Source organism: Mesorhizobium zhangyense, from assembly GCF_011045115.1.
GTDB lineage: Bacteria > Pseudomonadota > Alphaproteobacteria > Rhizobiales > Rhizobiaceae > Mesorhizobium_M > Mesorhizobium_M zhangyense.
Map to the genome: position 1 here is coordinate 49,364 of NZ_JAAKZG010000004.1, position 19,612 is coordinate 68,975.

Annotated in this window: 19 protein-coding genes; all 19 read right to left on the minus strand. The window is 62.2% G+C overall.

Annotation, left to right across the window (positions count from 1 at the left end; all coding sequences use genetic code 11):
- Positions 1–16 precede the first annotated feature (16 nt).
- The gene (locus G6N74_RS10215; RefSeq protein ID WP_165117804.1) at positions 17–1,078 is read right to left on the minus strand and encodes an ABC transporter substrate-binding protein; all 1,062 of its coding nucleotides are present in this window, start codon (positions 1,076–1,078) and stop codon (positions 17–19) included.
- Positions 1,079–1,098: 20 nt separating this feature from the next.
- Positions 1,099–2,067 carry a PfkB family carbohydrate kinase gene (locus tag G6N74_RS10220; RefSeq protein WP_165116946.1) on the minus strand — a complete coding sequence of 323 codons (969 nt, stop codon included), beginning with the start codon at positions 2,065–2,067 and terminating at the stop codon, positions 1,099–1,101.
- The gene (locus G6N74_RS10225; RefSeq protein ID WP_165116947.1) at positions 2,064–3,089 is read right to left on the minus strand and encodes an ADP-ribosylglycohydrolase family protein; all 1,026 of its coding nucleotides are present in this window, start codon (positions 3,087–3,089) and stop codon (positions 2,064–2,066) included. The genes G6N74_RS10220 and G6N74_RS10225 overlap by 4 nt, the downstream gene beginning before the upstream one ends.
- Positions 3,090–3,107: 18 nt before the next feature.
- Entirely contained in the window at positions 3,108–3,833 is a 726-nt protein-coding gene (locus tag G6N74_RS10230; protein ID WP_165116948.1) for a GntR family transcriptional regulator, read from the minus strand.
- Positions 3,834–3,980: 147 nt separating this feature from the next.
- Entirely contained in the window at positions 3,981–5,585 is a 1,605-nt protein-coding gene (locus G6N74_RS10235; protein WP_165116949.1) for an FGGY-family carbohydrate kinase, read from the minus strand.
- 79 nt (positions 5,586–5,664) lie between these two features.
- Positions 5,665–6,393 carry an SDR family oxidoreductase gene (locus tag G6N74_RS10240; RefSeq protein WP_165116950.1) on the minus strand — a complete coding sequence of 243 codons (729 nt, stop codon included), beginning with the start codon at positions 6,391–6,393 and terminating at the stop codon, positions 5,665–5,667.
- 24 nt (positions 6,394–6,417) lie between these two features.
- Positions 6,418–7,677, minus strand: a complete 1,260-nt coding sequence (locus G6N74_RS10245; RefSeq protein ID WP_165116952.1) for a sugar ABC transporter permease — start codon at positions 7,675–7,677, stop codon at positions 6,418–6,420.
- On the minus strand, positions 7,674–8,492 hold the full coding sequence (locus G6N74_RS10250) for an ATP-binding cassette domain-containing protein (protein ID WP_165116954.1): 819 nt from the start codon (positions 8,490–8,492) through the stop codon (positions 7,674–7,676). The genes G6N74_RS10245 and G6N74_RS10250 overlap by 4 nt, the downstream gene beginning before the upstream one ends.
- Before the next feature lie 72 nt (positions 8,493–8,564).
- The gene (locus G6N74_RS10255; RefSeq protein WP_165116956.1) at positions 8,565–9,635 is read right to left on the minus strand and encodes an ABC transporter substrate-binding protein; all 1,071 of its coding nucleotides are present in this window, start codon (positions 9,633–9,635) and stop codon (positions 8,565–8,567) included.
- Between the two features lie 194 nt (positions 9,636–9,829).
- Positions 9,830–10,714, minus strand: coding sequence for an AraC family transcriptional regulator (locus G6N74_RS10260; protein ID WP_165116958.1), 885 nt, complete (start codon positions 10,712–10,714; stop codon positions 9,830–9,832).
- 228 nt (positions 10,715–10,942) lie between these two features.
- Complete coding sequence (locus G6N74_RS10265; protein WP_165116960.1) at positions 10,943–11,650, minus strand: ribonuclease activity regulator RraA; 708 nt, start codon at positions 11,648–11,650, stop codon at positions 10,943–10,945.
- The gene (locus tag G6N74_RS10270) at positions 11,643–12,584 is read right to left on the minus strand and encodes an aldose epimerase family protein (protein ID WP_165116962.1); all 942 of its coding nucleotides are present in this window, start codon (positions 12,582–12,584) and stop codon (positions 11,643–11,645) included. Before G6N74_RS10270 ends, G6N74_RS10265 begins: the two co-directional genes overlap by 8 nt.
- Positions 12,581–13,387: an NAD-dependent epimerase/dehydratase family protein gene (locus G6N74_RS10275; protein ID WP_165116964.1), complete on the minus strand. Its 807-nt coding sequence runs from the start codon at positions 13,385–13,387 to the stop codon at positions 12,581–12,583. Before G6N74_RS10275 ends, G6N74_RS10270 begins: the two co-directional genes overlap by 4 nt.
- Position 13,388: 1 nt before the next feature.
- Entirely contained in the window at positions 13,389–14,261 is an 873-nt protein-coding gene (locus G6N74_RS10280; protein ID WP_165116965.1) for an SMP-30/gluconolactonase/LRE family protein, read from the minus strand.
- Positions 14,261–15,463 carry a mandelate racemase/muconate lactonizing enzyme family protein gene (locus G6N74_RS10285; protein WP_165116966.1) on the minus strand — a complete coding sequence of 401 codons (1,203 nt, stop codon included), beginning with the start codon at positions 15,461–15,463 and terminating at the stop codon, positions 14,261–14,263. Before G6N74_RS10285 ends, G6N74_RS10280 begins: the two co-directional genes overlap by 1 nt.
- A gap of 49 nt (positions 15,464–15,512) precedes the next feature.
- On the minus strand, positions 15,513–16,352 hold the full coding sequence (locus tag G6N74_RS10290) for an ABC transporter permease (protein WP_119921244.1): 840 nt from the start codon (positions 16,350–16,352) through the stop codon (positions 15,513–15,515).
- A gap of 5 nt (positions 16,353–16,357) precedes the next feature.
- Positions 16,358–17,254: an ABC transporter permease gene (locus tag G6N74_RS10295; RefSeq protein ID WP_165116967.1), complete on the minus strand. Its 897-nt coding sequence runs from the start codon at positions 17,252–17,254 to the stop codon at positions 16,358–16,360.
- A 7-nt stretch (positions 17,255–17,261) separates the two neighbouring features.
- Positions 17,262–18,329 (minus strand): ABC transporter ATP-binding protein, encoded by a 1,068-nt coding sequence (locus G6N74_RS10300; protein WP_165116968.1) that lies wholly within the window; start codon positions 18,327–18,329, stop codon positions 17,262–17,264.
- 78 nt (positions 18,330–18,407) lie between these two features.
- Positions 18,408–19,589, minus strand: a complete 1,182-nt coding sequence (locus G6N74_RS10305; protein ID WP_165116969.1) for an ABC transporter substrate-binding protein — start codon at positions 19,587–19,589, stop codon at positions 18,408–18,410.
- Positions 19,590–19,612 lie beyond the last annotated feature (23 nt).

Consider the following 19,612-nt stretch of genomic DNA (forward strand, 5'->3'; position numbering starts at 1 on the left):
CTCCCTGGACGGGGCGTTACTTCACGTTGACCTTAAGTTCCTGCCACAGCGCCAGATATTTCTCGCGCTGCTCATCCGTGATCGGCGCCTGGAACTGTATGCGCTTGGCGACTTCGGGATCGCCCATCACCTTGCGGTTGAAGGACTCTTCGGGAAGTGCAGCTACTGCCTTTTCATTCGCCGAAACCGGCGCGCCCACCTTGGTTACCCACTCGACGTAAAACTTCGGATCAATCATGTAGTTGATGAAGGCTTCGGCCCCCGCAACATTCTTGGAGCCTACCGGAATGGAAAAAGCGTCCAGCCACGCCACAGAACCTTCCTGCGGGATGACCAGCGAGACGGGCAGCTTGAACTGCGTCTTGGCGCGGTCGGCCGAACCGCTCCAGTAAGTGCCGACATCAATCTGGTTCGAGGCAACCATCTGGTTCCAGTCGTTCTCGGAGCTCCAGAATGTCCTGATCTGCGGCATAAGCGATGTCAGCTTCGCCTTGACCGCATCCATATCCTTGATGTCGTTTATGTTCTGTCCGGTGGCGATGGCTCCGAACTGGATCGCCTCTACGGCGTCGTCACGGATAACGACACGCCCCTTGCGGGCTTCGTCCCACATCACAGAAATGCTGGCCGGCGGGGTGTCGAACGACTTGTCGTTTATGGCGAGAGCCGTCAGTCCCCAGACCCATGGCACGCCGTAGGCCTTGCCGTCGTGATTGAGCATCGGCGAACTCGCCTTGTCAGGGCTGATGTCGGCGGCATTCGGAATCTTGGACAGGTCGATCGGCTGGATCAGCTTCTCCGACATGGCCTGGTCATTGAAGGCCGCGTTGATCATGACGACGTCGTAGAGCCCGGGATTGGTCCTGAGCTTGGTCAGCATCTCCTGTTCGGAGTTGAAGAAATCATTGACGACCTTGTTGCCCGTGGCTTTCTCGAAAGCTTCGACGGCCCAAGGCTCGTCGGCGCCGTACCCCTTCCAGTTCAGCACGTGCACTTCATCCGCCTGGGCGGCAAACACGAGTATCGAAGCAAAGACGGTCGTTGCCGTCAGGGTTGCGATCAATCTGGTCATGCGGATGTTCCTCTCTGTTGACGTTGTCAGTCGTTGATCTTTTCTGCTTCCCGCTCAGGTGCTTCTGAGGCCCTCTCAGCGAGGAAGCCTTGAATTTCGGAATGGGTCGGCGCCGATGAACCACCGTGCCGGGTGACGGATATCGCAGCAGCGGCATTGGCGTAGCGAACGGCATCGAACGGCGGCACGGCCCGCGCCAGAGCGCTGACGAACGCGCCGATATGCGTATCGCCTGCGCCATTGGTGTCGATGGCATTTACCGCGAAACCGGGAACGTCTTGGGACGTGCCGTCGCGCAGACGTAGAAACGCTCCTGCCGAGCCGGATCGGATAACAACGCCTGCTGCATCCGGGCAGAAGTCGCTCAACAGGCGCTCGGCATTCGTCGCGATCTCTGCTGACCCCGCAATCGCGGTTGCTTCAGTCGTATTGCAGCTCAGCCATGTCGTACGGGACAGGATGCGCGAGAGGATCGCGATAGGAATTTCGGAAACAACCGGCGTCGGATCGAAGACAAAGGGGATCGTTACCGGCAGCGCCGCGATCCAGTCGGCAAGGGCTTCACGACTGCCGGGATAGCTCAGCGTGTAGCCGGAACCGAACACCCAGTCATCGCCCTTGAGCGCGATGGGCTTCATCGCATTTGCATCCAGCCGTCCCTCCGCTCCCGGCCATGAGACGAAAGTGCGCTCGGCATCGTTGGTGATGATCACCACGCAGTTGCCCGTATCCAGTTCGGCCGCGCGCGGTGCCAGCGTCTCGATGCCCTCCGCCGCAAACGCCGCACGCAGGTAATCGCCGTTGGGGCCAGTGCCGTGCTGTCCGGCGAAGACGACGTTCATGCCTGTCCGGGCGGCAGCCACCATCATGTTGAAGCCGCCACCGGCGACGCGGGCATAGCTTGACGCAACCTTCTCCGCGCCGGGCAGCGGAAGCGTGTCAATGCGATAGACATAATCGACCACCGCACTCCCGGCGTGAACGAGGCGGGTCATTCGGCCACGTCCTTTCCGCGCGAAATCCGTCCGCGTGCTGCCACCAGATCAGTTGCGAGCGAGCGCACCTCATCGAGGTCGATGCCTTTCAACCCGGCAATGTGATTTGCAGGCAGCCGCGCCATGCCTGCGTGCGCCCCGGCCATGCCAGCGGCAATCGCGCCGATTGTATCGGTATCGCCACCGAGATTGGCGCTGATCACTGCGGCTTGCCACGGGTCGCCCTGAGCGACTTCCAGAACGGCAAAAGCGGCCGGCACCGATTCTTGTGAGGCAACACTGGTGCCGACAAGATCGACGATCATCCGGATCGCCTCGGCCTGGGCTTTGCCGCGAACCAGATCGCAAGCCCATTCGATCCGCGCCGCGATGTCGGCTCCGACGATCCAATGACCTTGCCGGGCGCCGAGACGCGCCGCCGTTACGGCTCTTGCGCACGCATCGCGCCAGTCCCCGCCTTCGACACCGTTGCTGACAGCCGCCGCTACGGCCGCGGCAGAGGCAATGGCAATCGAGGTGTTGTGGGTTGCCCGGCAGGTTTCGGCGACCTTGGCGACGAGTGCCTCGACCGGCTGCGTCGGCATCAGGATGCCGACGGGCGCGATGCGCATGGCCGCACCATTCGTGTCGCCGATGCGACCCGCTTCCTCCGGCGGCTCGCCATTGTTGATCGCATCGATCGCACGTTTGGTCGAGGGTCCGAGTAGGTCGTAGCTGCCGCGCGCCTTGACGTCCTTCTCCCAGTCGACCAGCGCGTTCACCCAGCGCCTGTGATCGAACTCACCTCCGGATTCGAGCAGGATGCGGCCAAGCAGAAGTGTCTGTTCCGTATCGTCGGTAATGGTGCCGGCAGGCAGGCCCTTCGACACCGGATGGTTCTCTGAAGGAGAGACAAAGCCATCGACGAAACCGTACGATGCCGCGATCTGGGACGTCGACAAAAGCTGCGTCGGCATGCCAAGCGCGTCGCCGAGTGCGCCCCCTATAAGGGCGCTCATCGCCCGGTCCAGTTCTTGCGCCATTCCCCTCCCCGGCATGGCTCAGAACTCCAGATGCAGCGCGAAGTGTGCGGGGTTGAGCAGGCTGGTTACATATTCGATCAGCCGCCCGTCGCTGGCACGCGTCAAACGGCGTGTGCGCAGGAAGGGCGTACCAGTGGGGCAATTCAGAATGGCTGCGTCCTGCGCACTCAGCATTTCGATATCGGCCCACTCCTCGCCATGGTCCGGCACCAACCCCGCACCCCGAAGCGTTTCGTGCAGCGAGCCCTCCCGCAAGCCCTTCAAGGGCACTTCCTCAAGTTCGGGAGACAGCGGTAGCCGGCTGCGTTCGATGGAGATAGCATGGCCATCACTCGCGCTGGTGCGGACACGGTCCACCGCTATGAAAGCCGGACTTTCAACTCCAAGCATTGCAGCAAGCCCGGGATCTTCCATGACCTCCAGCCGCAATGTGCGCGTGGTAACATTTGCGCCGGCATTGGCGAGCGCACGCGACCAGCCGATGGCATCATCCACCGTCTTGCCGTCGAAGGTCACGAAGGAGCCGATGCCGACCTTGGTGGTTATCAGTCCGCGATTTGAAAGCTCTTCCAGGCCCTTGCGTACGGTATTGCGGCTAACGGAAAATCGCTGAACGAGTTCGTTTTCACTTTGAAGCCGGTCGCCAAAGCCAAGCAGGCCGGAGCGGATTTCCTTCTCCAGAACCGTGGCGATCTGCTCTGGCTTGCCTGCTCCAGGCGCCAGACTACTGGCCGGCTTCATCATGTCATACCTGTTCAGTATACCTGTCTAATCCTGTTCAATAGCCGTGATGGTTACGTGAGTCAACAATGCATGCTGCACGCGGGTTGAAGCCCGGCGGAACGCGGATGCATACGCATCCTGGTGACCTACTTTGCGTGTGAGGACCGTCTAGCCTCGGATGGCCCTGCCGGCGGCCTGGAGGAGTTCGAAAGCCTCGAACCGCCTTGCATGCCAGTCAGCCAATGCCGGCTCGGGATGATACAACTCACCGAGTTCCGACATCGCCGACATTGCCGCAAGGGTGTCCTGGTAGTGGCCGGCGGCAACAGCTCCAAGGATGGCCGATCCCAGCAACACCGGCTCCTGCGACGTCGAAGCCGCGACAACCATCCCGGTCGTGTCGGCAAGCAACTGACGAACCAACGGGCTTTGCCCGGCGCCACCGCTGACGACGATGGTGTCGATCGGCACGTTCTTCTCATGCAGGGCCCGCACGATCTGGCGCGCGCCATATCCAAGCCCGCAAACACCGGCCAGATAGAGGCCGAGCAGGCTGTCGAAGTCGAGTTCCATGCCGAGCCCGGCAATCAGCCCGCGTGCATCCGGGTCCGCGAACGGCGCGCGGTTACCGAGGAATTCGGGAACGACATGCACATCGCCGATGAGCTTCGGCGCCTCCGCCGCGCCACCGAGCCTTTCGGCTTCCAGCGACAGCCAGCCGCTGAGGCTTTGCCCCTTTTCGCGGGCGGTTCCTGCTGCCTGCTCGGCGGCCGGGTGCATGCGGACCAGATGATCGATGGCAGCACCGGCAGCCGATTGTCCGCCCTCGTTGAGCCAACGGCCCGGGACCATGGCTGAAAAATACGGCCCCCACACACCTTGCACGAAGGCCGGTTTTGCCGTCGTCGACATGGTGCAGGCCGACGTGCCGAACACATAGGCCATGCGCGAATTCACACTGCCGACGCCGCCGCGCGCACCGACGGTTCCGATGCCGCCGGCATGGGCATCGATCAGGCCGGTTGCGACAGGCGTTCCCACTGTCAATCCAAGGTCCGCCGCCGCTCTTGCGGTCAGACCGCTGCCTAGCGGCGTTCCACCGGGAAAGACCTCCGTGCCGATGCGCCGGAAAGATTCATCGGCAAGCGCTCCCAGCCCGATCGTCCTGAAATAGCTCTCGTCCCAGCGGTTTTCATGCGCGAGATAGGTCCATTTGCACGCCACCGTGCAGACGGAGCGGGCGAGGCTGTCCGTGCACCGCCAGGTCAGGAAGTCGGTGAGGTCCATGAATTGCCATGCCCCGGCGAAGGTTTTGGGCATGTTCTCGGCAAGCCAGAGAAGCTTGGGCGTCTCCATCTCCGGTGAGATGGAACCGCCGACATAGCGCAGCACATTGTGACCCGTCTGGTTGATCCGGCGGGCCTGTTCCGTGGCGCGATGGTCCATCCACACGATGATGTTGCGCTCAGGGTCGCCCGAGTTGCTGACGGGCAGCGGTTGGCCATTCTCGCCGATCACCACGAGCGAACACGTGGCGTCGAAGCCGATGCCCGCGACCGAGGAAGGAACGACCCCGGATTGCGTGACCGCCTCCCGGACACTGGTGCAAACTGCCCTCCAGATGTCGTTGCTCGACTGCTCGACGATGTCGCTGGCCTCGCGCCACACGGCAATGTCGGTCTTGACGGATGCCAGCAGGACGCCCGTCTGGTCGAAGACGCCGGCGCGGGCGCTGCCGGTGCCGACATCGATGCCGAGATAGTGGTTTGGCATGGCTATTCAGTCACTCCGCAATATGTTTCCAGCACCGCTTCTGACGGCGCCGCGCATCCAGTGCCGATGGGATAGGTCCTCAGAGATCGTTGCTCTGCGGCAGGATGACGAGATCCCGGATCGTCACGTTGCGAGGCCTGGTGAGCATGAACAGCACGGCCGCCGCCACCTCCACCGGCTCGATCAGGTCGCCGGCCGCCAGCGCCTTTTCGAGCTTCTCCTTGGGCCAGTCGCTGATCAGTGCGGTCACGACGGGGCCGGGAGCGATGGCGCCGACGCGCAGCCCATGTTTGGCAACCTGGCGCCGGACGGTGTGGACGAAAGCCTGCACGGCGTGTTTCGAAGCGGTGTAGATCGGCTCCCAGACGACCGGTACGACACCCGCAACCGAACTGGTGACGATGATGTCGCCGGTCTTGCGCTCGACCATATGTGGCAGAACCGCGTGGATGGAGCGGAACACGGCGTTGATGTTGAGGTTCAGCATGCGGTCCCAGGCGTCGGGATCGCCGTCGACCACGTCGCCGCCGATGTAGGAGCCGGCATTGGCGTGGAAGATGTCCAGTTTGCCGGCCTTCTCCAGAATCTGCGGCATCATGGTGGCCACGCTGGCGGGATCGATCAGGTCGATGACCACCGGGATCGCCTTGGGGCCGAGTTCGGAGCAAAGCTTCTTCAGCGCCTCCTCGGCACGGTCGACAAGCACGACGCTGGCGCCTGCCGCGAGAAGGCTTCTGGCGCATTCGAGGCCGATGCCCGACGCGGCACCCGTGATCGCCGCGACCTTGTCGGATAGATCCTGATCCATTTTCTGCCTTTTCCTGTCGATTGATTAAGCGCGGCCGTGGGAGACACGCGAACGGCGCGCGAGCGAGTCGACGATGACTGCGATGGCCAATACGGCGCCGGTGATCATGTAGCGAAGCGACGATGACAGATCGAGCAGCGTCAGCCCGCTGGCAATCGACTGGATGACGATGATGCCCAGCAACGCCGAATAGGCGCTGCCCCGGCCGCCGAACAGGCTGGTGCCGCCGATCACTGCCGCAGCGATCGCATTGAGATTGACGTCGCCTGTGCCGGCCTGCTGGCTTGCAGATGCAAGGCGTGAGGCGGCAAGGATGCCGCCGGCGGCGGCGAGCACTGAGCACATGACGAAGGCGCTGGTGTAGGTAAGCCGCACATTGATGCCGGCGCGGCGCGCTGCCTCGCGGTTGCCGCCGACGGCGTTCATCGAGCGGCCCCATTTGGTCCTCGTCAGCAAGTAGTTCATCGTCACGACCAGCCCGACGAAGAGGCCGAACATCCAGGGAATGCCACGATCCTGATTGAGGTAGAAGACAATCAGTTCCAGCACGACGGTGATGAGGATCGCGCGAAGGAGCAGGCTGCCGAGCGATTGCGAGGACAGGCCGGCTTCCTTGCGGCGAGCCGCCGTGCGGAAGCCCGTAATAAACGTCACGATGCCGGCGATGGCTGCCAGCGCGTAGGCGATGGCATGCGGCATGACCAGCGTCTGGCCGAAATTCACAACAGGTGAGCCGTAGGGCAGGTTGATCGAGCCGGTCGAGCCGAGGATATAGAGTTGCAGGCCAAGTATGGCGAGCAGTCCCGCCAGCGTCGAGACGAAGCTCGGCATTCCAAAGCGGTTGAAAAGCATGGCATAGAGCGAGCCGATCGCCGCGCCGACGGCCAGTGCTGCGAGAATGGCGAGCCATACCGGCCAACCCTGGTTGACCCAGAGCACCCCGACCATGGCGGAAGCGAAACCGCTGACCGAGCCGACGGACAGGTCGATCTCGCCGACCATCAGGATGCAGACGATTCCGAGTGCGATGACGCCCACCGTCGAGCAGTCGAAGAGCAGGTTGACGAGGTTGTTGCTCGACAGGAAGATCGGATTGAGGCTCTGGAACACCGTCCAGATGATCACCAGCCCAACGATGACAGGCAGCGATCCAAGATCGCCCGACTGGACGCGGTCGAGAAAAGATCGGATCGCGCCCCCAAAGCCGGCCGCGTGTTTCACCCGCTCGTCGCTGCGGTCAAGCAGTGGTACGGCCGGAGCACCGTTTTCGATATCTTTGGTCATGGCTGCGTCTCCTGCCCTTGTTCGCGTTGGGCCTGGCGTCGTCCGGCGCGGCGGGAAACGGAATTGTTCGACGCGCCGGTAATGGCGCTGACCAGATCCTGGTTGGATGCGTCGGGATAGAAAATGCCGTTGTTGCGTCCCAGCCGCAGCACGACGATGCGGTCGGCCACGGCGCGCACGTCTTCCATGTTGTGGCTGATCATGACCACGCCGAGCCCGCGGTCGCGCACCCGCTCGATCAGGTCCAGCACCTCGGCGGTCTGCGCTACACCAAGTGCGGCTGTCGGTTCGTCGAGAAGGATAAGCTTAGGGTCGAGCAGCAGCGACCGCGCGATGGCCACGGTCTGGCGCTGGCCGCCGGAAAGTGAGGCCACCGGCTCGCGCACGCTGGGGATGCGGGCCGAAAGCTCGTTGAGCAGCGTCCAGGCCTTGATTTCCATGGACACCTCGTCGAGCCGTAGCGGATTGAGCTCCTTGCCGAGGAAGATGTTGGCGACCACGTCGAGGTTCTCGCACAGGGCCAGATCCTGGAAGACGGTGGCGATTCCGAGCTTCAGCGCAGCGCTCGGGTCAGGAAGTGTCACCTCCTTGCCGCGAAACGCGATCGTTCCAGAGCTGGGCTGATGCACGCCGGCGAGCACCTTGACCAAGGTGGACTTGCCGGCGCCGTTGTCGCCGACAAGCGCGACGACCTCGCCCGCGTGAACGTCAAGATCGATGTCGGTCAGGGCCGACACAGCACCGAAATTCTTGGAAATACCGCGCAGGCTGAGCACCAGTTCGCTCGTAGAGGTTCCGTCAGATGGGTCCGTCATGCGGGCAAGCCTTTTTGAGTGAACCGGGCGTCTGGCCGCCTTGGGCGGCCAGACGATGGCAGAAAGGAACGATCAGTTTCCGATGCCGAGCTTCTTACAACCCTCGGCGTAGCGGCCCGAGCAAAGCTCTTCGGCGGTCGCGATCTTCTTGTCGACGATCTCGGCCTTCAGGTTTTCAGCGGTGACCACCGCCGGAACGAAAAGCTGGGACGGGGTATCGTACAACGTCGTTTCGGCCTTGGGCGTCTCGCCGGCAAGCAGCTGCACGGCGATGTTTGCCGCCGCCGCCGCCACGATCTCACTCGGCTTGGAAATGGTGTTGTACTGGTCGCCCGCGATGATGAGCTGCAATGCCGCAAGCGTCGCATCATTGCCGGTCACCGGCGGCACCGGGTCGACGCCGGCCGCCTTGAAGGCTGCGACGGCACCGCCGCCGGTGCCGTCATTGGCGGCAACCACGCCGAGAATCTTCTTGCCGAAGCGGGTGATCTGGCCGCCGGCCCATTGCTGCGCCTTCGGCGGCGCCCATTCCGGCGTGTCGTACTCTGCCAGGATCGGATAGCCGCTATTGTCCAGCCCGGCGTGAATGCCCTTCTTGATAAGGCCGGCTGCAGCATCGGTAGGCGAGCCGTTGATCTGGAGCACGCCGCCGTCACCTGCCTCGATGTTCTTGGATTTCAGGTGAGCCACCAGCGATTCCGCGATGGCCTTGCCGATCCCTTCATTGTCGAAGGAGACGTAGAAGTCGGCAGGCGTGGATGGAATGGGCCGGTCATAGGCGATGACCTTGATGCCCTGGCTCTGGGCCGCCTTGACGAGCGAGGCTGCCGCCGTCGAGTCGACCGGGTCGAGAACGATCACCTTCGCGCCCTGCGAGATCACCGAGTTGAACTGCTGCTGCTGCCGCGAGGCATCGGCATCGGCGTTCTGGTACAGGACCTTGCAGGTGGAACACAGCTTGGTCATCTCGGCGACGAAGCCGGGATGGTCGTGCTGCTCGTAACGCGTTGATGCCTGGTCGGGCATCAGGAACGCAACCGTGGCGTCAGAAACCTTCGCGTTTTGTGCAACGGCGGCTGACCCGCTCAACAACGCCAATGCCAGCGCAGCCAAGCCAGCGGACTTCCATGAATATGTCGTCATTTGATCTCCTCCATTCGAGATATTGTTGTAATGCTGCCTCAGACTCGCGTGTCGCCTGCCGGCTATTGCAATTCCTCGGCCTTGCCGCGGATTTGCGGCGGCAGATTCAAGACAAAAGGTTCCTCTTCGCAGACCGCATAATGCGTGTCCGCGTTCCATTGTCGGCCTGCGATGTTCCTCCCCTATCCTCCGTTCTATGCGGCTTTGGCCGCGTTGATATTGTCTGCCAATAACCGTCTGAACCGGGATGGCGGCATGCCCTTCTCCGCCAGGAATTGCCGGTTGAAATTCGAGAGATTGTTGAACCCGACGCCGAAACAAATGTCGGTGATCGATGCCTGCTCGTCGCTCATCAGAAGCTGACAGGCCAGGTTGATGCGCAACCGCTTGACATATTGCACCAGCGACATGCCGGTATGACGGCGGAAGGCTCGCGAGAACGCGCTGGTCGATTGTCCGGCAATCGCCGCAAGATCTGCCTCGCCGAACGGCCGGGTGAGGTTCTCACGGATATAGGCCAGGGCCTTGTTGGTACCGGCGGACATATAGCCCGATGGATCAGGCAGATAGCTGGCGCTGGCAAGCACCTGCGCTCCCTGCGCGCGACTGAGCAAACCAGCGATCATCATGAACAGTTCGATGCGCCGCACCCCTTGGGCTTGCATCATCTCATCCATCATCGGCGACAATTGTCTGCTGGTTTCGCTGCTGAACAGCACCCCGCGCCGGGAGGATTCCAGAACTGGGCCCACGCCTGCGAGTTCAGGCAGAACCTTCATGGCATCAGCGATGAAACTCTCGCTGAACTGGATGATGCGTCCGCGCAGCGGGATGCTGGAGCCTTTGGGAATATCGCTCACCCAATTGTGCGGCAGATTGGGGCCGGTGAGAACCAGATTGCCAGGCTCGAACTCACCTATGAAATCGCCGACGAAATAGCGACCGCTGGTGGAGACGACCTGGTGGATTTCATATTCCGGATGAAAGTGCCAGCGCACCGTATGATACGGATAGCCGTGGGACCACGCCTTGAAGGATTCACCTCGTCGAATCTGGACGACTTCCAGGTCCGGTTCCATGTCGTTTCCTCCGGGCGAACGCGGCCATTGCCGCAATACGCCCCTGCTCCCGGTCGGCCGAATTCGATCCGGCTCTGCACTTGGAGGTAACGGTAGCCCTTCGCCACATCGAGCGCCACCACGTTTCAAAGAAGACTATGATACTTTTTTGACCGTGTAAGCGCCTAGATCTGCGGTATTCGAAATGCGTTCAGCGCTGCCGGAGATGGAACGTAGTGTTTTCCCCGCTTATCGGCGGGCCTTCCAGGCCTCGAACTTCGCCACGGCTTCACTGGTAGTCGGCGGATAAAGGCCGAGAATGGTATGTCCGGCCAAGACCTGCTCCTGGACGAAATCCTCAAACATCGTCATGCGAACCGCCTCGTCGGCAATCTCGTCTGCAAGATGGGCCGGAATAACCACCACGCCTTCTCCATCGCCAACGATGATATCGCCGGGATAGATCGGCACGTCGCCGCAACCGATCGGATTGTTGATATCGAGTGCGTGATGAAGCGTTAGGTTGGTCGGTGCCGAGGGCCGGTTGTGATAGGCGGGCATTTGAAGCTGCGCTATTTCAGGCGAGTCGCGAAAGCCGCCGTCCGTCACCACGCCGGCCACGCCGCGCATCATCATGCGCGAGACGAGTATGCCCCCGGCTGAGGCGGCGCGCGCGTCCTTGCGGCTGTCGATCACCATGACGGCACCGGGTGGACATTCCTCCACGGCCTTGCGTTGGGGATGCTCGCGATCTTCAAAAACCTGAATGCCATCAAGGTCTTCGCGCGCCGGGATGTAGCGAAGCGTGAAGGCCTCGCCGACCATGTTGGGCAGACCCGGATTGAGCGGTCGCACATCCTGAATGAACTGGTTGCGGAAATTGCGCTTGAACAGAGCCGTCGTCAGCGTCGCGGTGCTGACGCCCTTCAACTTCTCGCGTGTGGCTTCGCTAAGCATTCGGGTCTCCTGTGGAACTGGTTTGGGAAGATTCAAGCTGAGAGGCAGCGATCCGCATCGATCCCGAGAGGCTCTCTCCAGCTTCGAGCACGGTCAGATCGCCGAACCGGGCAAAGGCCGGTGTGTTGCAGACATTCGGAACATGGCTGACCGGCTCGATGCAGACCACCGCGCGATCGTCCGGCGCAAAGACCTGCAGATTGCCGAGGCAACCAGATGCCGACAGCGTGATCCTGACGGCCATTTCGGGCAAATCCAGCACAGCCGTTCTGGGCGACCAGTTTGCAAAATGCGCGTCCAGCCAGCCCAACGAACCAAGCGCTACCGGCACGGAGAAGTCGCATATCCCAGCTGAATCGCAGGCAGCTTCCGGCAGCCCACGCGCGCTGCGCGTAAAGCTCGTGTCGGCGTGAAAGCTCAGCCTCGCCTTCGGCGTCCGCGTGAACCACGGGTGGTAGCCGAGTCCGAACGGAAGCCTTTTCGCACTGCGATTGGTGATGACCAGCGAAAAGCCCACGCCCTCGGTATCGATCTCGACAGTCTGCGTCAGGTCGTAGTCATAGCCCGAAGCGGCATCGCGGCATTCGTCGCGCGTCGACAGGCGGGAGGCCGTTCTTTCCGTAAACGTCCACTTACGGTCTCGAGACAAGCCGTGAATTGCATTGTTTTCGGCGGGTCGGTTGAGCGGAAAGCGGATGGTGCGCCCGTCGAAAGAGAACGAACCGTCTGCGATGCGGTTCGCGAAGGGGGCCATGACGAAGCAGCCGGCCTTGAACGGAACGCCGTCTGCAACTGAAGGCACGAGCAGAGCATGGGAACGTCCGTCCGGTGCGGTCCAGTCGAGTGAAAGCAGCGAGGAGCCGAGCGCGACATCCATGGCGAGGGCATAGTCGCCGTACCGCAGCAGGACCGGATCGAGGTCGACGGAACTCATGGCGTATCCCGTGAGAAACCCTGCGCGCAAAACACGCCGCCCTGATAACGCTCGGTGATCGCATCGTCGGTTCGAATGGAGGCGATTTTTTCGGCGAAATCCTCGGCATTGTCCTGCGGTGCATAGCCGATGCGTTCGCGGTCGTCGGCTTCCCACCAAGAGCACGTGTTGGCAGACGCTCCCCAGACGATGGCATGACCCGTCACGGGAGCATCGACGGCAGAGCAGACGAAACGAAAGAGATCGTCGTGGGAAAGCCAGGTCGAGAGGTTGCGCGCCTCGACCGGCTCCGGAAGGCATGAACCGATGCGGATATGCACGCTTTCCACGCCATGCTTGTCGAAAAACATCCTGCCGAGGAGTTCGCCATAGGCCTTCGACAGGCCGTAATAGCCGTCGGGCCGATAAGGCATGTCGGTGTCCAGCATCGTTCCGCGTTCATAAAAGCCGATCGTGTGGTTGGAGCTGGCGAAGACGACGCGCGCCTTCTGCCGACGCGCGGCTTCGAACAGATTGGTGATGCCGACGATGTTGGCGGCCAGAATCTCGTCGAACGGCTTTTCCAAGCTGACACCGCCGAAATGCAGGACACAGCCGATCCCGTCCATGATACCGGCGACGGCTTGGGCATCGGACAGGTCAGCCTGCACGAAAGTAGCGCCCTGCGGCACCGGATCCGGGAACGGTACGATGTCGGAAAGGCGCAAGGCATAGCCGGCAGCGGCCAGCCGCGGGGCCAGCATGCGGCCGAGCGCACCGGAAGCGCCGGTCAGCAGGACGTTCTTCTGCGCATTGTCTGTCATTTCAGACGCCTTTCATGCGGAACACCGGCGTGCCGGCAACCGCAGAGCGGGCCGCGAACACACTGCCAGATTGGGGAAACCGGTCCAACAATTGCGGGTCGACCGCGCGATGGGAGGTGATGGCCAGCATCCTTAGGTCCGGGCCGCAGAAGCATGGCATGGTCGGGGCCGGACCGGGCACCGCATGGCGCTCGACGATGTTTCCGTCACGGTCGAAGCGGTTAAGCATGCCGGCGGAAACGCCGGCGCTCCAGTAGCAGCCCTCCGCATCGCAGGCACCGCCATCGGGCCGGCCCGTTGCCTCGTCGAGATCGGCAAAGCGCTGCCGCTTGCCGAGCGCGCCGGTGCCGGGGTCGAAATCGTAGCGGTCGATGGAAGGGCCGCGGGAGTCGGAATGATAAAGTGTGCAGCCATCGGGCGACCAGGCAAGCCCGTTGGAGACCTTGAACCCCTCCGCCATGACCGCATGGTTGCCTTCGGCATCGATCCTATAGAGGCGGCCCACCGCTTCCTTTTGCGGTCGGTCGTCCATGCTGCCGACCCAGAAACAGCCGTCCGGTCCGACCTTGCCGTCGTTGAGCCGGTTGGTTTCTGGCTCGGGGCCGGGTGCGCAAAGCACTTCCCGGTTGCCGGTTTCGGGATCGAAAAGGATCACCTCTCGCGCCAGCGCAATCACCAGCCTGCCGCTTTCGCAAAGGCCGAGCGAGGCGACTTCGGCCTCGAAATGCCATTGCCGCGACACGCCCTTTTCCAGGTCGATTTCATAGACCATGCGGTCGAGAATATCACAGCAGAACAGCATGCCGCGCCGGTCGTCCCAGACCGGGCTTTCCGTCAGCGAACCGCGGATGTCGGCGATACATTCGAATTGCATCAGGCTTGCTTCGCGTCCGTCTTGCGACGGATCACGTCCTTGTGCTTGAGCACGAATTCGCTTAGTTCCAGCCCCAGTCCGGCGCCCGCGAAGGGATAGATCAGGCCGTTTTCGATACGCGGCATGACGGTGACGAGATCGCGATACCAGGAGGTGTAGTAGGCGCGAACCGATTCCTGGAACACGGCGTTCGGCACGTTCAGCGAGAGGTGGATGGAGGCGGCGAAGACCACCGGCCCGGTGCAATCGTGCGGGGCGACCGGCCGCTGAAAGGTCTCGGCCAGCGTGGCGATCTTCTTGGCTTCGCTCAATCCGCCGCACCAGGAAATATCGAGCATGACATAGTCGACCGCCTGCTGCCGCAGCACCTCGAGGTACTGCGAGCGCGTGGCCAGCGTCTCACTGGCACAGACCGGCACGCCGGAGCGCTCGGCAAATGTCGCCAACGCTGCCGGGTCCTGCATCTTCATCGGGTCTTCCAGCCAGAAGGGGCGGAACTGCTTCAGCTCGCGGGCTATCGCCAGCGCCGACGGCAGGTCCCACATCGAGTGCATCTCGACCATCACCTCCATCCTGTCGCCGACGGCGTCGCGGATCTGGCGGAAGGCGTTGAGCCCCTTGTCGAGATCGCTGCGGTGGATGAAGTTGCCGCCGCTCGCCACCGCATAGGGATCGAGCGGCCAGATCTTCATCGAGGTAATGCCTTCCGAAAGCAGGCTTTCGGCCAGCGCTCCGGCATCCTTGTGAAAGGCGATCTGGTCTTCGTATGGCCCCTCGGTGACGTCGTTGTCGCCGACGTAGCGGCGTGCGCCCTGCTTGTTGTAGGTGTAGCCGGCGCAGGTGTTGTAGGTGCGGATCGACTGCCGCGACAGGCCGCCCAGAAGCTGGTGGATCGGCTGGTTGGTGACCTTGCCGAAGATATCCCACAGCGCGATGTCTATTGCCGACGCCGCCCGTATCTCCACGCCCGAGGAGCGGAACCCGACATAGGGTTCGGTCAGCAGCTTGGAGATGCGGTCGATCTCCAGCGGATTGGCGCCGACGAGCAGGTTGGCGACGTCGGAATGCAGATAGGCGGCAACGGCATTGGTGCCGCGAAAGGTCTCGCCGAGACCGGTGATGCCTTCGTCGGTGTGAACCAGCACCCACAATATATTGTTCAGGTGTGGAAGCTGGACGGTTTCGATCGCTGTGATTTTCATGTCGGTATGCCTGCGAAAGGAATACCCGGCGCCATGCGCCGGGCTTTGTTCAATGCGATATCTGCTTGGGCCGAGCGACGATCTGCGTCGGGTTGACGAAGCGTAGCGCCACGAGCAGCCAGACCAGCGTGGTCACCATGTAGATCACCGCCATGGCGTCGATCGACTGAACGGCGCGCACGCCGGCTGCGAAGACGGAATAGTAGAGCGCGACCACCAGCGTCTGGCTCGTCGGGCCAGCCGTCAGGAAGGTCAGCTCGAACATCGCCACGGTGCGCACCAGCACCAGAAGCAGCGAGGCGAGAATGCCGGGCAGAAGCATCGGCAACAGCACATGAATGAACAGCCGGAAAGTTCCTGCGCCGAAGACGCGCGCGGCGGCCTCCACCTTGGGGTCGATCTGCTCGATGAAGGGGATCATCACCAGGATGACGAACGGCACGGTGGGCACGAGATTGGCCAGCACAACGCCCCAGAAGGTGCCGCCGACGCCGAATTTGTAGAGCACGGTGGCAAGCGGAATGCCGAAGGTGATGGGCGGCACCAGAAGCGGCAGCAGGAAGATGAACATCACCAGCCTCTTGCCCGGAAAATTGCGCCGCGCGATGGCGTAGGCCGCCGTGACGCCCAGCAGTCCCGACAGGATCACCACCATGAAGACGATCTGGAACGTCACCAGAAGGACGTGGCTGAGCTGAAACTCTTGCCAGGCGGCCAGATACCAGCGCGTGGTGAAGGCCTCGGGCAGCCATGTGCCCAGCCAGCGCGTGCCGACCGACGACAGGATGACGGTGGCGATCATCGCCAGGACGTTGATGACGAAGAAGCCGACCACTGCCCAGACGGCAGTGATCCAAAGCTTCGCGCCAAGGGATGTATCGCGGATCATCAGCCCTACCCTTTTCCGCCGGCGGTCGAACCGCGATAGAACATGTTTCGGATCGCTAGAACGCCAAGCACCACAAGAAGCTGGACGGCGGCCATGATCATTGCGATGGAGGAGGCCATCGAGTCGTCATACTGCTCGAAGGCTGCCTGTGCGGCTGCGATTGAGATCACGCGCGTCGGGCCGGAAGGCGCACCCAGCAGCACCGCCGAGGGAAAGACGGCAAACGCCTGCACGAAAGTCAGGCAGAAGGCGACCGCCAGCCCCGGCACCAGAAGCGGCAGCATGACATGCCGGAAACGCTGCCAGCTGCTTGCACCATGGGTAGCGGCTGCCTGTTCCAGAGCCGGATCGATGCCGGTGATGTAGGACAGCGTCAGCAGGAAGGTGAACGGGAACACCGTGATGACTAGCGAGACGAAGACGCCCCAGTAATTGTTGGTGAGCTTCAGCGGGCTGTCGACCATGCCGATGAACATCAGCGTCCGGCTGAACCAGCCCTGCGGACCGAGGTAGTTGAGCAACCCTTCGGCCACCAGAACGGTGCCGAGCGTCACCGGCAACACGAGGATGGTGGTGAGCAACCTTTGCCGCTGCAAAAGCCTGACACGCAGCGCGATCGGTATGGCGAAGATCAGGCCTATTATCGACACCGGCACGGCGAGCCGCAGCGTGGCGGCGATGGTGTTGTAGAGGAACGGATCGGAGAAGAATTTTTTGTAGTTGGCGAGCGCGCCACCGCCTTCCAGCGGCTGGAACGACAGTACGAGCCCATAGAGGAAGGGATAGACAAACACCCCCAGGACGAACAGCAGGGCCGGCAGCAGCATGAGCGTGACACCGTCGATGCCATGCAAGGCAAGGCGCTGCCGGAGCGAATTTTTGTGGCGGTCGGGGTCGGTCATGGCCGTCTCACGCCGCAAAGACCAGCGCGCGGTCGGCGTTCACCGAAAGCGAAATGCGGCTGCCGATCTCGGTCAATGTCGGCGAATGGAAAATGAGTTCGAGACCGTCCGCCGTGCGCGCCGTGCCAACGAATTCGCGGCCGCGATATTCGATGGTCTCGACGGTGGCGGCCAATGTCTGCGGGCCGGCTTTCGCAGCCGCGATGTCATCGCCGCGCGCCATCAGGATCGCATCGTCGCCCGGTTTCACGTCCTCGCTCGCCATGCCGGCGATCGTCGAACCGGCGACCGAAAGCGTGACGCGGTCGCCTGTGCGGCCCGTTACCTTTCCCGGCATATGGTTGCGGAAGCCCATGAACTCAGCAACGTCGATATGGGCCGGCTTTTCATAAAGCTCGTGCGGCACGCCGACCTGACGGATGCTGCCTTCGCGCAGCACGACCACCCGGTCGGCCAGCGAAAGCGCTTCATCCTGATCGTGCGTTACATAGATGGTGGTTGCACCCAGCTGATTGTGGATGCGCCGGATTTCGGTACGCATTTCCAGCCGCAGCTTGGCGTCGAGATTGGACAGCGGCTCATCCATGAGCACCAGTGGCGGCTCGATGACGATGGCGCGCGCGATGGCGACGCGCTGCTGCTGGCCGCCCGAAAGCTGACCGGGAAGCTTGTGCCCCTGCCCCTGCAGCCGGACCAGCGCCAGAGCGTTCTCCACCTTCTGCGCGATCTCGGCCTTGGGAACGTTGCGCATCCTCAAGCCAAAGCCGACATTCTGGTTGACCGTCATATGCGGAAACAGCGCATAGTTCTGGAACACCATGCCGAAGCCGCGATCCTCGGGCTTGAGCTGGTCGATGCGCTTTTCGTCGATGTAGATGCCGCCATCAGTCGTGGCGAGCAGGCCGGCAATGCAGTTCAACGCGGTCGACTTGCCGCAGCCCGAAGGCCCAAGGAGCGCGATGAACTCGCCCTTGCGAATGGAGAGCGAGACGTCGTGCAGCGCATTGAACGCGCCAAAAGTCCGGCTCATCCTGTCCAGGCGAAGCTCTTTGAAAGGGTGTGATGCAAGCTGCATGATGGTTATCCCGTCGGACGGCCCGCGCGAGCGGACCGCCTATCGATGCTGTTTATCGGTCGGGTGGGGAAAGCGCCGTCAGCCTGCGGCAACTTCCTCGTCCCAACGACGGAAGGCGGCCACGAGTGCTGCCGGTTCGAGCGGCAGTTCGATCGGATTGTTGGCGATCCAGTCCGCATATTCGGGACGTCCGTATTCGGCAATAACGTCCTGGCTTTCCTTCGGCGCCATCTCGAGCGTCACATCCTTCACCGCCGGGCCGGGATAGAAATAGCCCTTGTCATAGGTGTAGGCCTGCTGCTCGGGCTGCAGCGCGAACTTGATCAGGTCGAGCATGACCGCGATCTTTTCGTCGGACACGCCCTTGGGAATGCTAAGGTAGTGAGCATCGCAGACCCAGTGGAAGCCTTTCAGCATGCCGACCTTGGCCTCCTTCGGCACCACGCCGAGCGCGCGGGGATTGATGTCCCATCCCGTCGTGGTGACGGTCATGTCGCGGGTGCCTTCGCCGAATTCCTTCATCAGCGCACCGGTGCCTGCCGGGTAGTATTCGATGTTCTTGTGCATTTCCTTCAGATAGGCCCAGGTCTTTTCCCAGCCATTCGTCGGGTCCGTGGGGTCCTTGTCGCCAAGCAGATAAGGCAGGCCCATCAGGAAGGTGCGTCCCGGGCCGGAATTGGCCGGGCGCGCATAGATGAATTTCTGAGGGTTCTCCTTGGTCCAGGCCAGGAGTTCTTCAGCCGTGGTCGGAGCCGTCTTCACCTTTTCCGGCATATAGGAGATCAGTGGGCCGGACGGATAGTAGGTGACGGTAACGCCCCTGCCCTTCGACAGGCCCTGCATGCGATAGGCCGGCTCCTGATAGATTTCCTTGAAATCGGGAAGGCCGGTATCGGTCATCGAGCCGATGTCGACCCAGATGTCGTCGGCAAGCCCGGCTGAAAGCGCGTCCGGGCCGATGATGACCATGTCGATGTCGACGCGGTTGGCACGCTGCTGCGCCTTGATCTTGCCCGGCAGTTCCGGCGACGGCGCCTTGTTGAAGATGATGGTCGACACCAGTTCGGGATGCTTGGCCAGGTAATTGTCGAAGATCGGCTGGGTCAGCGCCAGATTGCCGGCGGCATCGATGATGTTGAGGGTGACGGGAGACGACGGCAGCTTGAGGCCCTGCGCAAAAGCGCCTTTGCCCAATACGGACATGCCGGCAACGGTGGCGGCGCCACCGAGAAAATGACGCCGTGAGATCGGGAATTTCATGTGTTCCTCCACAGTTTCGTTGT